Below are 14,582 nucleotides of genomic sequence, written 5' to 3' on the forward strand. Positions count from 1 at the left end.
AATTAGTGATTCCGTGAGTAGTGGCGAGCGAAAGCGGATTGAGGCTAAACCGGCTGCGTGTGATACCTGTCAGGGGTTGCGTGGTCGGGGTTGTGGGACCCTACTGAACAAGCTGACACTTGTTCGAGGAGTTACAAAGTCAGTGGCTAGTCGAACAGTCTGGAATGGCTGACCGTAGACGGTGAGAGTCCGGTAGGTGAAAGTTGCTGACCTTCTGTGGGTGTTCCCGAGTAGCGGCGGACCCCTGAAATCTGCCGTGAATCTGCCAGGACCACCTGGTAAGCCTAAATACTTCCTGGTGACCGATAGCGGACGAGTACCGTGAGGGAATGGTGAAAAGTACCCCGGGAGGGGAGTGAAATAGTACCTGAAACCGTTCGCCTACAATCCGTCGGAGCCTTGCGGGGTGACGGCGTGCCTTTTGAAGAATGAGCCTGCGAGTTAGTGGCATGTGGCGAGGTTAACCCGTGTGGGGGAGCCGTAGCGAAAGCGAGTCTGAATAGGGCGATTCAGTCGCGTGTCCTAGACCCGAAGCGGAGTGATCTAGCCATGGGCAGGCTGAAGCGCGGGTAAGACCGCGTGGAGGGCCGAACCCACCAACGTTGAAAAGTTGGGGGATGACCTGTGGTTAGGGGTGAAAGGCCAATCAAACTCCGTGATAGCTGGTTCTCCCCGAAATGCATTTAGGTGCAGCGTCGCGTGTTTCTTGCCGGAGGTAGAGCACTGGATGGTCTAGGGGGCCCACAAGCTTACCGAAATCAGCCAAACTCCGAATGCCGGTAAGTGAGAGCGCGGCAGTGAGACTGCGGGGGATAAGCTTCGTAGTCGAGAGGGAAACAGCCCAGATCACCAGCTAAGGCCCCTAAGCGTGTGCTAAGTGGAAAAGGATGTGGGGTCGCATAGACAACCAGGAGGTTGGCTTAGAAGCAGCCACCCTTTAAAGAGTGCGTAATAGCTCACTGGTCAAGTGGTTCCGCGCCGACAATGTAGCGGGGCTCAAGCACACCGCCGAAGCTGTGGCATTCACATTTTAACCTCGCTTGGACTTGATTCCTTGTGCAGGTGTGTGGATGGGTAGGGGAGCGTCGTGCCGCGAGTGAAGCAGCGGGGTGACCCAGTTGTGGACGCGGCACGAGTGAGAATGCAGGCATGAGTAGCGAAAGAAGGGTGAGAAACCCTTCCGCCGGATGACCAAGGGTTCCAGGGCCAGGCTAATCCGCCCTGGGTGAGTCGGGACCTAAGGCGAGGCCGAGAGGCGTAGTCGATGGACAACGGGTTGATATTCCCGTACCCGCGAAAGAGCGTCCCTGATGAACCTCGTTGTGCTAACCACCCGAACTTGGTGAGGTCTTCGGACTGAGCTGAGGGAGCGTGGGAACCTGATGGGTAGTAGTCAAGCGATGGGGTGACGCAGGAAGGTAGCTGAGCCCGGCCGGTGGTTGTGCCGGGGTAAGCGTGTAGGCCGTGTCGTAGGCAAATCCGCGACACACATAGGCTGAGACGTGATGCCGAGCCGATTCAGGTGAAGTCAGTGATCCTATGCTGCCGAGAAAAGCCTCTAGCGAGTTCTTAGCGGCCCGTACCCCAAACCGACACAGGTGGTCAGGTAGAGAATACCGAGGCGATCGGGCGAACTGTGGTTAAGGAACTCGGCAAATTGCCCCCGTAACTTAGGGAGAAGGGGGGCCGGAGACGTGAAGCCCCGCGCGGGTGGAGCGTTGTATGGCCGCAGAGAGCAGGGGGAAGCGACTGTTTACTAAAAACACAGGTCCATGCGAAGAAGTAATTCGATGTATATGGACTGACGCCTGCCCGGTGCTGGAACGTTAAGGGGACCTGTTAGCTCTTCGGGGCGAAGCGGAGAACTTAAGCGCCAGTAAACGGCGGTGGTAACTATAACCATCCTAAGGTAGCGAAATTCCTTGTCGGGTAAGTTCCGACCTGCACGAATGGCGTAACGACTTCCCCACTGTCTCAACCACAGGCCCGGCGAAATTGCAGTACGAGTAAAGATGCTCGTTACGCGCGGCAGGACGGAAAGACCCCGGGACCTTTACTATAGCTTGACATTGGTACTCGAATTAGCTTGTGTAGGATAGGTGGGAGCCGGTGAAGTCCATACGCCAGTATGGGTGGAGGCAATCTTGAAATACCACTCTGGTTGATTTGGGTATCTAACTTCGGACCGTTATCCGGTTCAGGGACAGTGTCTGGTGGGTAGTTTAACTGGGGCGGTTGCCTCCTAAAGGGTAACGGAGGCGCCCAAAGGTTCCCTCAGCCTGGTTGGCAATCAGGTGTTGAGTGCAAGTACACAAGGGAGCTTGACTGTGAGACTGACAGGTCGAGCAGGGACGAAAGTCGGGACTAGTGATCCGGCACTTGCGAGTGGAAGCGGTGTCGCTCAACGGATAAAAGGTACCCCGGGGATAACAGGCTGATCTTCCCCAAGAGTCCATATCGACGGGATGGTTTGGCACCTCGATGTCGGCTCGTCGCATCCTGGGGCTGTAGCAGGTCCCAAGGGTTGGGCTGTTCGCCCATTAAAGCGGTACGCGAGCTGGGTTTAGAACGTCGTGAGACAGTTCGGTCCCTATCCGCCGTGCGCGTAGGATACTTGAGAAGGGCTGTCCCTAGTACGAGAGGACCGGGACGGACGAACCTCTGGTGTGCCAGTTGTCCCGCCAGGGGCACGGCTGGTTAGCTACGTTCGGAAGGGATAACCGCTGAAAGCATCTAAGCGGGAAGCCTGCTTCAAGATGAGGTATCCCACCCACTTTGGTGGGGTAAGGCCCCCAGCTAGACGACTGGGTTGATAGGCCGGAAATGTAAGCCCGGTAACGGGTTCAGTTGACCGGTACTAATAGGCCGAGGACTTGACTACTAAGCTGCTACGCGTCCACTGTGCAACTCTGAACGAGCGAACACCCGTGACTTTGTGTGCCGGGGTTGTTTGATATGTTCATAGAGTTACGGCGGTCATGGCGGAGGGGAAACGCCCGGTTACATTCCGAACCCGGAAGCTAAGCCCTCCAGCGCCGATGGTACTGCACTCGTGAGGGTGTGGGAGAGTAGGACACCGCCGGACAATCTTCCAGAAAAGGCCACCCCCATGGGGTGGTCTTTTCTGCGTTCCCCGATCCGGTGCCGCTGACATAGGGGCTTTTGCTGTCATCGGACAGCCCCGACACGGGACGGCCAGGGGGCACCGAGGATCCGCCGCCCGGACGAGCGCGGATCAGTCCCGGGTCTGCATGTCCCCGCGAAGGTCACGGAACAGGGCGCCGGCGTCGGTCACCGACCTACCGGGGAACATCGCCATCACGACGCTGCCGTGGTCCGCCCAGCCACACACCGCGAAGTCGCCGCCGTCGCCACTGGTGCTACCGCACTTCATGACGCCGCCCAGGTCGCCCGCGGGCACCTCGCGCAGGCCGGTCACCGCGCCGGTCTCGTCGGACATCAGGCCGAAGAGGCTGTCCAGATCGCGCTCCGGCTGCCAGAGCAGCGTGGTGCCGCCGAAAATCAGCACCGAGCGCTTGTCGTCGGCCGGGTCGCGGTAGACGGTGCCGAAACTGCGGTCCAGCTCGATGTCGGCGGCCAGGCCGCTGCGCAGGTAGTCCGCCGTGCTCCTGGCCCGCTCACTGTCGTCCCGGGTCAACCCCGCCACCTGGTCCGGTGAACTCAGCCGGGTGTCCTTCTGCTGCGCCACACGCCACCCGCCGACTCCCAGCACGCTCGCGCCCGCGAGACCCACGACCAGCGCGACCGTCCAACCGATCTTGCGGCGCCGGGACCAGCCACCGGACCGATCGTCGGGGTCGCCCCCGGTGTCCCGGGTGCTCAGCTGGATCGGCTCCTCGGTCAGCAAGATCGGCTCGTGACTGTCGTCGAGCGAACGTTCGGTGAGATGTGCGTCGGACATAGCCGACACCGTACGCGAACGAGAGGTGGCGCACGTCAGGTCCGCGGAAGCCCTCCGTAGACTTGTCAGGTGACCGAGAGACTGGATGCCCGACGCCCCGACGCCCCGACCCTCGCCGGCCAGTACCAGCCCGGCGAGGTAGAGCAGCGACGGTACGAGCAGTGGGTAGCCGCTGGGCACTTCCGGGCCTCCGCCGACAGCGACAAGCCCCCCTTCACCATCGTCATCCCGCCGCCGAACGTCACCGGCTCGCTGCACATGGGCCACGCGTTCGAGCACACGCTCATGGACGCGCTGACCCGGCGTAAGCGGATGCAGGGCTTCGAGGCGCTGTGGCTGCCCGGCATGGACCACGCCGGCATCGCCACCCAGAACCTGGTCGAGCGTCAGCTCGCCGCCGAGGGCCTGTCCCGACACGATCTCGGCCGGGAGAAGTTCGTCGAGCGGGTCTGGCAGTGGAAGGCCGAGTCCGGCGGCGCCATCCTCGGCCAGATGCGCCGCCTCGGCGACTCCGTGGACTGGGACCGTGAGCGCTTCACCATGGACGCGGGGCTGACCCGCGCCGTCCAGACGATCTTCAAGAAGCTCTTCGACGACGGTCTCATCTACCGGGCCAACCGGATCATCAACTGGTGCCCGCGCTGCCTCACCGCGCTCTCCGACATCGAGGTCGAGCACACCGACGACGACGGTGAGCTGATCTCCATCCGCTACAGCGACGAGGTCGTGGTGGCCACCACCCGGGCCGAGACGATGCTCGGCGACACCGCCGTCGCGGTGCACCCCGACGACGAGCGCTACCAGCACCTGATCGGCACCGAGGTCGAGTTGCCGCTCACCGGCCGGCGGATCCCGATCGTCGCCGACGCGCACGTCGACCCGAGCTTCGGCACCGGCATGGTCAAGGTGACGCCCGCCCACGACCCGAACGACTTCGAGATCGGCCAGCGCCACGACCTGCCGGCGTTGACCGTGATGGACGAGCGCGGTGTGATCACCGTGCCCGGCCCGTTCGAGGGACTGGACCGGTTCGAGGCGCGACCGGCGATCGTGGCCGCGCTGCGTGAGCAGGGCCGGATCGTCGCCGAGAAGCGGCCGTACGTGCACGCGGTCGGGCACTGCTCGCGCTGCAAGACCACCGTCGAGCCGCGGCTGTCGCTGCAGTGGTTCGTCAACACCGCCCCGCTCGCGCAGGCCGCCGGCGACGCGGTGCGCGACGGCCGGGTGCGCATCGAGCCGGCCGAGCTGGCCAAGCGCTACTTCGCCTGGGTCGACAACATGCACGACTGGTGCATCTCCCGCCAGCTGTGGTGGGGGCACCGCATCCCGGTCTGGTACGGCCCGGCGGGTGAGATCGTCTGCGTCGGCCCCGACGAGGAGGCGCCGACCGGCGAGGGCTGGCACCAGGACGAGGACGTCCTGGACACCTGGTTCTCCAGCGGCCTGTGGCCGTTCTCCACCCTCGGCTGGCCCGAAGAGACCCCGGACCTGGCGAAGTTCTACCCGACCAGCGTGCTGGTCACCGGGTACGACATCCTGTTCTTCTGGGTCGCCCGGATGATGATGTTCGGCCTGTACGCGATGGACGGCCGGCCGCCGTTCGACGTGGTCGCCCTACACGGCATGGTGCGGGACCAGTTCGGCAAGAAGATGTCGAAGTCGTTCGGCAACGTGGTCGACCCGCTGGACTGGATCGACAGGTACGGCGCCGACGCCACCCGGTTCACCCTGGCGCGGGGCGCGAACCCCGGCCAGGACGTGCCGGTCAGCGAGGAGTGGTGCCAGGGTTCGCGCAACTTCTGCAACAAGCTCTGGAACGCCACCCGGTTCGCGCTGATGAACGGCGCGCACACCACTGGCGACCTGCCGCCCGTCGAGCAGCTCTCCACAGTCGACAGGTGGGTCCTGTCCCGGCTGGCGCACGTCACCGCCGAGGTCGACGAGCAGTTCGAGGCGTACGAGTTCGCCAAGGTGTGCGACCTGCTCTACCACTTCGCCTGGGACGACGTCTGCGACTGGTACGTCGAGCTGAGCAAGCCGGTGCTCGCCGAGGGCGGCGAGCGGGCCGACGCCACCCGGAGGGTGCTCGGGCACGTGCTCGACCAGCTGCTGCGGCTGCTGCACCCGGTCATCCCGTTCGTCACCGAGGAGCTGTGGCTCGCGCTGACCGGCGGCGAGACGGTCCAGGCCGCCGCCTGGCCGGTGGCCGACCGGTCGCTGATCGACGACGCCGCCGAGGCCGAGCTGGCCGGCGTGCAGCGGGTGGTCACCGAGATCCGCCGGTTCCGTTCCGACCAGGGGCTGCGCCCGACGCAGCGGGTGGCCGCCCGCCTGGACGGGCTGGCCGGGGCCGGCATCGCGGCCCACGAGCCGCTGATCAGGTCGCTGGTCCGGCTGGACCCGGCCGGGGACGACTTCCAGGCCAGCGCCACGCTGGCCATGCCCGGCGCGGTAGGTGTCGCGTTGGACACCCGGGGGTCGATCGACCTGGCCGCCGAGCGGGCCCGGCTTACGAAGGACCGCGCCGCCGCCGAGAAGGAGGTCGCGCAGGCCCGGGCGAAGCTCGACAACCCTGCCTTCATCGGCAAGGCCCCCGAGCCGGTCGTCGCGAAGATCCGCGACCGGCTCGCCACCGCCGAGGCCGACCTGGTCCGGATCGACGCTGCTCTGGAGACACTGCCCTCGTGACCGACCGTACCGATTTCGCCGCCGCCGAAGCCGAGCTGAACGCCCGCGGTTTCACCCGCATGGTGTTCGAGCTGGACCGCATCGAGTCGCTGCTCGACCTGCTCGGCAGCCCGCAGCGGGCGTACCCGGCGATCCACCTGACCGGCACCAACGGCAAGACCTCCACCGCGCGGATGATCGACTCGCTGCTGCGGGCATTCGGGCTGCACACCGGCCGGTACACGAGCCCGCACCTGGAGACCGTGCGGGAACGGATCAGCCTGGACGGCGAGCCGGTCAGCGAGGAGCGGTTCGCCGCCGTGTACGGGGAGATCAAGCCGCTGGCCGAGCTTGTCGACGCCCGGTCGGACGAGCCGCTGACGTACTTCGACATGACCACCGCGCTGGCGTTCGCCACGTTCGCCGACGCGCCTGTCGACATCGCAGTGGTCGAGGTGGGGCTCGGCGGCGCCGAGGACGCCACGAACGTCATCCAGGCCGGGGTGTGTGTGATCACCCCGATCGGTCTGGACCACACCGAGTGGCTCGGCGACACCCTCCAGGACATCGCGCTGGCCAAGGCCGGCATCATCCACCCGGGCGCCACGGTGATCGCCGCGGCGCAGGAGGAGGAGGCCGCGCGTCCCCTCCTTGAACGCTGCGCCGAGGTGGGCGCCACCATCGCCCGCGAGGGCGGCGAGTTCGGGGTCCTGAGCCGGGCGGTCGCCGTCGGCGGGCAGGTGCTCAAACTGCAGGGCCTCGGTGGCGTCTACGACGAGGTGTTCCTCCCGCTGCACGGCGCGCACCAGGCGCAGAACGCCGCGGTGGCGCTCGCCGCGGTGGAGGCGTTCCTCGGTGCCGGGGCCCGACGGCAGCTGGACATCGAGGCCGTCCGGGAGGGCTTTGCCACGGCCAGCTCCCCGGGCCGGTTGGAGCGGGTCCGCAGTGCACCCACGGTCCTGCTCGACGGTGCGCACAACCCGCACGGCATGGCCGCGACGGTCACCGCCCTGCAGGAGGAGTTCGCGTTCAGCAAGCTGGTGGCGCTTGTCGGGGTGCTCGCCGACAAGGACGCGAGCAGCCTGTTGGAGCTGCTGGAGCCGGTGGCCGACGTCGTGGTGGTGACCCGCAACAGTTCGCCAAGGGCGATGCCGACGAAGGAACTCGCCGCGCTGGCCGCCGAGATCTTCGGCGAGGAGCGCGTCGAGGTGGCCGAGGAGTTGCCGGACGCGATCGAGCTGGCGGTCGCGCTGGCCGAGGAGGACGTCCCCGGAGAGCTCAGCGGCGTCGGGGTCCTGGTGACCGGTTCGGTGGTCACGGTGGCCGACGCCCGCCGGCTGTTGAAGCGATGACCGGCCCCGAGCACGGCCCACGCGCCACCGACGACCCGACCGGCCCGTCGGACGGCGAGGCGGGCGGGTCCACCGGTGGTCAGGGCACGACCGGACCGTCGGTGGGGGAGTCGGAGGCCGGGCAGCCGCGCCGGTCCGGGCTGCGCAACCCGGAGCGGGCGGTACGCGGCCTGGGCGCCGGGACGCTCAGCCTGGAGGCCCTGGTGCTGCTGCTGGCCATCCAGCCCATCCGGGTGGTTGGTGGTGACCTCGGTGGGGCCGCGATCGCGGCGGTGGTGGCCCTGGCGGTCGTCGCCGTCCTGCTCGCCGGCATGATGCGCCGCCCCTGGGCCTGGCACGCCGGCACCGTGCTGCAGGGCCTGCTGCTGCTGGCCGGTCTGCTGCACTGGTCGCTGCTCGTGCTGGGCATCATCTTCGCCCTGGTCTGGGCGTACGCGCTGCACGTCCGGCGGGTCATCCTCGGCTAGACGCGCCGACGACCCGGCCGGGTCAGGCGTCGGCGCGTTCGCGCCACTGGGTGAGGGCGATGCCGTGGCCGTCCGGGTCGCGGAAGGCCGCCGCCCACACCTCCAGCCGGCTGCCCCGGTTGACCACCCGGGGCGCGTACGTGAAGCGCACGCCGGAGTCGCGCAGCCGGCCGTACGCCGCCTCGATGTCGTCCACCTCGAGGTTGACGTGCACCAGCCGGCGGCTGATCGGCGCGGCCCCGGTCACCTCGCGCAGCACCAGCCGGGTCGTGCCGAAGGCGAGCACGGCATTGCCGGCGCCCTGGTCGACCTCGCTGAAGCCGAGCATGTCGCGGTAGAAGGCGAGCGACCGGGACAGGTCGGTGACCAGCAGGGTCAGGCCGACACCGCTGATCGGGCCGGCCGGATCGGCCGCGGACGCGCCGTCGTACCCGAAGATCGCCTCGTCCAGGTCCTCGGCGGTGACGGTCTCGCGGGCCGTCCCGGTCGGGGTCGGATCGTCCAGCGGCAGGTCCAGCGGGTCCAACGGGTCCATGGCGACCGGGCCGGTGCGCTGCGCCGGAGGTGGATCGACGCGCGGCGCGGCGGGCGGGTCGAGGCGGGCCTCGGCGGTCGCGCGCCGGTCGTCGGTAGTCGGGTCGATGCGGTCGTCGGCCTGGTCGATGCGGTCGTCGATCGGGGCGAGCGGGTCGGCGTCGGGCTCGTCGAAGTGCTCCTCCGCCGGTGGACGCGGTGCGGGGGTCGCCCGTCGGGGCAGCCCCGAACCGGGCTGCGGCTCGACGACGACGCCTTCGAGCACCACCGGACCGCCCGGGCTCTGGCTCATGACCACCGGCTCGCGCTCGTCGGGTGCGAGTGCCGGGTCGTCGCGCAGCGGGTCGGGGCCGCGCGCGTCACGGAACACCTCGGGGCCGCGCGGGTCGCGGAACGGGTCACCGTCGCGGGCGTCGCGGAACGGATCACCGTCGCGGGCGTCGCGGAACGGGTCGCCGTCGCGGGCACGCGGGTCAAGGAACCCTTCGGAGTCGCGCCCGTCCCGGAAGTCGTCGTCGGCAGCGCGGTCGGCCCACGGCGGGGCGTCCTGTTGGATGATCACGTCGTCCACGGCGTCGATGTCGCCGAACTCCGGTGGGAGGTCGGCGACGGCCGCCGCGGTCTCGGCGTGGGTGGGCACCTCGTCCCAGAGGACCTTGACGTGCCGCTGGTCGTCCAACGCGACCCGGATCGGCAGGGTCTGACCCAGCGACGGCCACTTCGAGACCGGCACCCGCGGCTCGATGATCTTCTTGGATCGGGGTGGCAGACCTGGCGCGTCGATGACCAGTTGCAGCTCGCACCGGCCGAACGCGTACTGGGTGGGTGGTTCGGAGGCGCTGTGCACGTGCGCCACGCCCACCACCCAGGTGCGCCCGCCGCCGCGTACGGTCGCGAGCGCAATCGCCAGCACCAGCAGGGCGACCCCGAGGGCCACGATGGCCCAGCTGGTCATGCCCAGCCCGAAGAGGACGACGAAGGTGGCCACGGTGCCGAGCACCGTGCCGATGAGCTTGCGTACCGGCGCGATGGGCCGGTTCCCGCCATTCGCCACAGTGGACCTCCCGGGGGTCAGGGCCAGGCTAGGCCGGATCGGCCACCGGGGGAAAGACCGGCCGCCGCGCCGGCGCCGGGACCGGGTCGCTAGGCTGACCGTACCGAGCCCAAGCGTTCTGCGCGTACAGGAGGAACCCAGCGTGTCCAGGAACAGCCCGGATGAGCGCAGCCTCGTGCTGATCAAGCCCGACGCGGTCCGCCGCGGTCTGGTCGGCGAGGTCCTCTCCCGCTTCGAGCGCAAGGGGCTGCGGATCGACGCGATGGTGCACCGGACGATGGACGCCGCGCTCGCCGATGCGCACTACGCCGAGCACGTCGACAAGGCGTTCTACCCGCCGCTGAAGGACTTCATGACCGGCGGCCCGCTGGTCGCCCTGGTGCTCTCCGGCGACCAGGTCATCGACGTGGTCCGCGGGCTGGTCGGCGCGACCGACGGCCGCAAGGCAGCCGCCGGCACGATCCGGGGCGACCTGTCGCTGTCCAACCGGGAGAACCTCGTACACGCCTCCGACTCGACGGACAGCGCCAAGCGCGAGATCGGGCTCTGGTTCCCCGAGCTCAGATGACAGCGCGGGGGTTCAGTCGACCGGCGGTAGCTTCTCCGGGTTGCCCACGACGTAGATCCCGGTGATCCGGCCGGCGTCGGCGGTGACGGTCATCGTGTACCGGCCGCCGTCGGAGCGGCGGGTCAGCAGGATGGCCGGTTCGCCGTTCATCTCGACCCGACGCGCCGTCCACTCGCGGCCGGGGCCGTAGATCCCGGCGTAGAACCGGGCGACCCGGTCGGCGCCGTGCAGCGGGTTGCGGGCGGAACGCACCCGGCCGCCGCCGTCGTTCCACGCCGTCACGTCCGCGGCCACCAGACTGGTGAGCGTCGCCAGGTCGCCGTTTCGGGCGGCGGCGAGGAACGCCTCCAGCAGCCGCTCACGCTCCGACCGGCTGGCGGTGAAGCGGCGGCGCTCCTGGCGTACCCGGGTGGCCGCCCGGTGGTGCAGTTGCCGACAGTCCTCGGGGCTCCGGTCCAGGATCTCCGCGATCTCGGCGTACGGCAGGTCGAACGCGGTGTGCAGGACGTACACCGCGCGCTCCGGCGGGGTGAGCCGCTCCAGGACGTGCAGCAGGGCGGTGGACAGCGAGTCGCGCAGCTCCGCGCGGTCCAGTGGCCCGAACGGCGAGGGCTCGGTCGGCACCGGCTCGGGCAGCCACGGCCCGACGTACGTCTCGCGGGCCGCCTGCCGGGTCCGCAGCCGGTCCATCGCCAGCCGCGTGACCACCCGGGACAGGTAGCGGCGCGGCTCGGCCACTGTGGCGCGGTCCACGCCGAGCCACCGCAGGTACGCCTCCTGGAGCACGTCCTCGGCGTCGTGCCGGCTGCCGAGCAGGCGGTAGGCGAGCCCGAGCAGCATCGGCCGGTGCGCCTGGAGCGCACCGGCCGCCTCTGCCGCCCCGGTCGTCACACCTGCGCCGGGGGCTCCGTGTGCGTCGTCACGGCGATACGATTCCACACGTTGATTGTGGCGATCGCGAGGACCAGATCGGCCAGTTCCTTCTCCGACCAGACCTTCGCGGCGGCGTCCCACACCTCGTCCGACACCCCGTGCTCGCCGAGCCGGGTCACCGCGTCGGTGAGCGCCAGCGCGGTCTGCTCCCGCTCGTCGAAGAACGACAGCGCCTCCCGCCAGGCGGACACCGCGAACAGCCGCCGGCTCGACTCGCCGGCGGCGAGGGCGTCGCGGCTGTGCATGTCCACGCAGTACGCGCAGCCGTTCAGCATCGACGCCCGCAGCTTGACCAGCTCCAGCACGGTGTGGTCGACGTTCGCCTGGACGTACTTCTCCAGGCCCGAAACGGCCTGGTATCCCTGCGGCGCGACCTCGAAGAGCCTCATTCGTTGCATGACCAACTCCCTGTTCGATCCGACACCGCTACGACGGTCCGAGCGGGGCCTGCCGTGACAACCGTCGTGGTGACCCCGGTCACGCGTGGTGGGCCGGTCGGAAGCGTTCCGGCCGGACAGCAGGCGTTCGGGCCCCGGTCATCCGGGCCGCCGGTCGCGGTCATCTCCGCCCGGTAGACCGACGGGGTCAACCCATGACCGGGAGGAAGCATGACCGAGCTTGATCGACGTACCCTGCTGCGGGCTGGTTTGGTGGCCGGGGCCGGAGTCGCCGGCGGTGCGCTGCTGGGCGGCGGCGGCGCGAACGCCGCCCCGGCCTGGCGCCCGGCGGGGCGCCCCGTGCTCACCCACGGCGTGCAGAGCGGCGACGTGACCGCCGATTCGGCGCTGGTCTGGACGCGGGCCGACCGTCCGGGCCGGATGCTTGTCGAGGTGAGTCGGCGGCCCGACTTCCGGGGCGCCCGGCAGCTGCGGGGTCCGGTGCTCGGCCCGAGCGGGGACTTCACCGGCAAGGTGCGGCTGCGGGGCCTGCCGGACGCCGAGCGGCTGCACTACCGGGTCCGGGTGGAGAGCCTGGAGCGGCACGGGGTGGTCAGCGAGCCGCTGACCGGGTCGCTGACCACCGCGCCGGGCCGGCACCGGCGACGCGATGTGTCGTTCGTGTGGACCGGGGACATCGTCGGGCAGGGCTGGGGGATCGACCCCACCTACGGCGGACTGTCGATCTTCCGGGCGATGCGGGAGGTCCGTCCGGACTTCTACCTGTGCAGCGGCGACACCGTGTACGCCGACGGGCCGCTGGTCGAGTCGGTGACGCTGCCCGACGGGCGGATCTGGCGCAACCTGGTGACCCCCGAGAAGAGCAAGGTCGCCGAGACGCTCACCGAGTACCGGGGACAGTTCGCCTACAACCTGCTCGACACGCACCTGCGGGAGTTCGCCGCGGCGGTGCCGCAGATCAACCAGTGGGACGACCACGAGGTCCTCAACAACTGGTACCCCGGGGAGATCCTGGACGACCCGCGCTACACCGAGCAGCGCGTCGACGTGCTCGCCGCGCGGGCCAGTCAGGCGTTCCACGAGTGGCTGCCCGTGCCGGACGACGGGCCGCTGTACCGACGGATCCCGTACGGGCCGCTGCTGGACGTGTTCGTGCTCGACATGCGCACCCACAAGGACCCCAACGACGGCAACACGTACGCCGACCCGAAGCGCGGTCTGCTCGGCCGCGAGCAGCGGGAGTGGCTGATCCGGGAGCTGAAGCGCTCCACGGCGACCTGGAAGGTGATCGCCAACGACCTGCCGATCGGGGTCGTGGTGCCGGACGGTCCGGGGGCGCAGGAGGGTGTCGCGCAGGGCGACAGCGGTGCGCCGCTCGGTCGTGAGCTGGAGTTCGCCGAGGTGCTGCGAGCAACCCATCGGGCTCAGGTGACCGGCATGGTCTTCCTCACCGCCGACGTGCACTACTCCGCCGCGCACCACTACGACCCGTCCCGGGCGGCGGTCGGCGACTTCACGCCGTTCTGGGAGTTCGTCTCCGGCCCGGCGCACGCCGGCGCGTTCGGCCCGAACGCCCTGGACGGCACGTTCGGCCCGCAGGCGGTCTTCGTGCACGCCCCGCCGCGTGCCAACACCTCACCGGCCGAGGGCTTCCAGCACTTCGGCGAGGTGTCGATCGACGGCGAGTCGGCGGCCCTGACGGTCCACCTGCGCGACCGCGACGGCGCCTCGCTCTGGAACACCACCCTCCCCGCCCCGTAACCCCACCCCACCCCGGCCCGGCCTTCGGTTGATCATGAAGTTGTTGCCGCGACACGCCGCTGCGGCGGGCAACAACTTCATGATCACCGGGGGTGGGTGGGTGGGTGGGTGGGTAAGTGGGTGGTGGGGTCAGAGGGTTTCCAGGGAGGCTCGGCGGCGGGACTCGGCTTCGAAGACCTTGAGCAGGACGGCGGCCAGGATCGCGTACGCGACGGCGATGGCCAGTTCGGCGGCGAGCTGGGGCGCGGCGGCCCGGAAACCCTCGCCGGCAACCAGCCGGCGGGCCGCCTCGGCCGCGTGGGTGATCGGCAGCAGCTCGCCGGTGACCCGCATCCAGGCCGGTAGCCCGGCGGCGGGCACGTTCACCCCGGTGAGCAGGAGCAGCAGGGCCACCGACACGTTGGAGACCAGCCAGACGTCGCGGAACCGCAGCCCGATCGCACCCAGCGTCAGGCCGAAGAACCCGCACGCCAACGCCGCCACCGCCAGGGTGAGCAGCAACCCCGGCAGCGCGTCGGCCGGCACCCGCAGGCCCAGCAGCAGCGACGCCGCGGTCAGCGTGGTCACCGCGATCAGCAGCCCGTTGCCGGCGTACGGCAGGACCCGGCCGAGGAACACCGCGGTGCGGCTGCGGGGGGAGAGCAGCACGTGCCCGAGGGTCCCGAAGCGCCGCTCGTTGGAGACGGCCATGGTGCCGCCGAACACGCAGGCCAGCGAGGACGCCAGCACGGCGTTGCCGGTGATGTAGAAGCCGTCGTCGGCGACGCCGAGCTGCCGGCCCAGGTAGGCGAAGAAGAGCAGTTGGAACAGCGGGCCGACGAGCAGCGTGCCGACGAACATCGCCGGGGTGGTCCAGTTGAACAGGGCCCGGTAGGCGATCACGCCACCGGTCCCGATCAGGCGCAGCAGTGCGGTCATCGTCGCCT

At 68.9% G+C, this 14,582-nt stretch carries 10 protein-coding genes and 2 rRNA genes (1 of these 12 cut by a window edge); 7 read left to right on the top strand and 5 right to left on the bottom strand.

The window, feature by feature from the left end; translation table 11 throughout:
• Both AB0B97_RS29550 and rrf read left to right on the top strand, forming a co-directional pair.
• A 23S ribosomal RNA gene (locus AB0B97_RS29550) occupies positions 1 to 2,881 on the top strand (it extends 142 nt beyond the left edge of the window).
• An 87-nt stretch (positions 2,882 to 2,968) separates the two neighbouring features.
• Positions 2,969 to 3,085, top strand: a 5S ribosomal RNA gene (rrf, locus tag AB0B97_RS29555).
• A 150-nt stretch (positions 3,086 to 3,235) separates the two neighbouring features.
• Here the strand turns inward: rrf and AB0B97_RS29560 are convergent.
• Complete coding sequence (locus AB0B97_RS29560; RefSeq protein WP_357498271.1) at positions 3,236 to 3,922, bottom strand: hypothetical protein; 687 nt, start codon at positions 3,920 to 3,922, stop codon at positions 3,236 to 3,238.
• Positions 3,923 to 3,991: 69 nt separating this feature from the next.
• On the opposite strand from AB0B97_RS29560, the gene AB0B97_RS29565 reads away from it, so the two are divergent.
• From AB0B97_RS29565 to AB0B97_RS29575, 3 genes are read left to right on the top strand one after another with little or no spacing between them, the layout of a single operon-like run.
• Complete coding sequence (locus AB0B97_RS29565; RefSeq protein ID WP_357498272.1) at positions 3,992 to 6,610, top strand: valine--tRNA ligase; 2,619 nt, start codon at positions 3,992 to 3,994, stop codon at positions 6,608 to 6,610.
• Entirely contained in the window at positions 6,607 to 7,941 is a 1,335-nt protein-coding gene (locus tag AB0B97_RS29570) for a folylpolyglutamate synthase/dihydrofolate synthase family protein (protein ID WP_357498273.1), read from the top strand. The genes AB0B97_RS29565 and AB0B97_RS29570 overlap by 4 nt, the downstream gene beginning before the upstream one ends.
• Entirely contained in the window at positions 7,938 to 8,408 is a 471-nt protein-coding gene (locus AB0B97_RS29575) for a DUF4233 domain-containing protein (protein ID WP_357498275.1), read from the top strand. Before AB0B97_RS29570 ends, AB0B97_RS29575 begins: the two co-directional genes overlap by 4 nt.
• 22 nt (positions 8,409 to 8,430) lie before the next feature.
• Here AB0B97_RS29575 and AB0B97_RS29580 read toward each other — a convergent pair whose 3' ends face one another.
• On the bottom strand, positions 8,431 to 9,996 hold the full coding sequence (locus AB0B97_RS29580) for a VOC family protein (protein ID WP_357498277.1): 1,566 nt from the start codon (positions 9,994 to 9,996) through the stop codon (positions 8,431 to 8,433).
• A 142-nt stretch (positions 9,997 to 10,138) separates the two neighbouring features.
• Between AB0B97_RS29580 and ndk the strand changes: the two genes are divergently transcribed.
• On the top strand, positions 10,139 to 10,564 hold the full coding sequence (gene ndk, locus AB0B97_RS29585; RefSeq protein ID WP_357498279.1) for a nucleoside-diphosphate kinase: 426 nt from the start codon (positions 10,139 to 10,141) through the stop codon (positions 10,562 to 10,564).
• A 12-nt stretch (positions 10,565 to 10,576) separates the two neighbouring features.
• On the opposite strand, the gene sigJ is transcribed toward ndk, so the two are convergent.
• Both sigJ and AB0B97_RS29595 read right to left on the bottom strand, forming a co-directional pair.
• Complete coding sequence (gene sigJ, locus AB0B97_RS29590; protein ID WP_357498281.1) at positions 10,577 to 11,455, bottom strand: RNA polymerase sigma factor SigJ; 879 nt, start codon at positions 11,453 to 11,455, stop codon at positions 10,577 to 10,579.
• Complete coding sequence (locus AB0B97_RS29595; RefSeq protein WP_234586820.1) at positions 11,452 to 11,895, bottom strand: carboxymuconolactone decarboxylase family protein; 444 nt, start codon at positions 11,893 to 11,895, stop codon at positions 11,452 to 11,454. Before AB0B97_RS29595 ends, sigJ begins: the two co-directional genes overlap by 4 nt.
• Before the next feature lie 210 nt (positions 11,896 to 12,105).
• On the opposite strand from AB0B97_RS29595, the gene AB0B97_RS29600 reads away from it, so the two are divergent.
• The gene (locus tag AB0B97_RS29600) at positions 12,106 to 13,656 is read left to right on the top strand and encodes an alkaline phosphatase D family protein (protein WP_357498283.1); all 1,551 of its coding nucleotides are present in this window, start codon (positions 12,106 to 12,108) and stop codon (positions 13,654 to 13,656) included.
• Between the two features lie 129 nt (positions 13,657 to 13,785).
• On the opposite strand, the gene AB0B97_RS29605 is transcribed toward AB0B97_RS29600, so the two are convergent.
• Entirely contained in the window at positions 13,786 to 14,574 is a 789-nt protein-coding gene (locus AB0B97_RS29605; RefSeq protein ID WP_357498285.1) for an ABC transporter permease, read from the bottom strand.
• Positions 14,575 to 14,582: the final 8 nt, after the last annotated feature.

Source organism: Micromonospora sp. NPDC049004 (genome assembly GCF_040649315.1).
Classification (GTDB): domain Bacteria; phylum Actinomycetota; class Actinomycetes; order Mycobacteriales; family Micromonosporaceae; genus Micromonospora.

Coding starts and splice junctions, on each gene's coding strand:
- AB0B97_RS29560 (WP_357498271.1), bottom strand. CDS start 3,922: ATGTCCGACGCACATCTCACCGAACGTTCGCTCGACGACAGTCACGAG.
- AB0B97_RS29575 (WP_357498275.1), top strand. CDS start 7,938: ATGACCGGCCCCGAGCACGGCCCACGCGCCACCGACGACCCGACCGGC.
- AB0B97_RS29595 (WP_234586820.1), bottom strand. CDS start 11,895: ATGCAACGAATGAGGCTCTTCGAGGTCGCGCCGCAGGGATACCAGGCC.
- AB0B97_RS29600 (WP_357498283.1), top strand. CDS start 12,106: ATGACCGAGCTTGATCGACGTACCCTGCTGCGGGCTGGTTTGGTGGCC.
- AB0B97_RS29605 (WP_357498285.1), bottom strand. CDS start 14,574: ATGACCGCACTGCTGCGCCTGATCGGGACCGGTGGCGTGATCGCCTAC.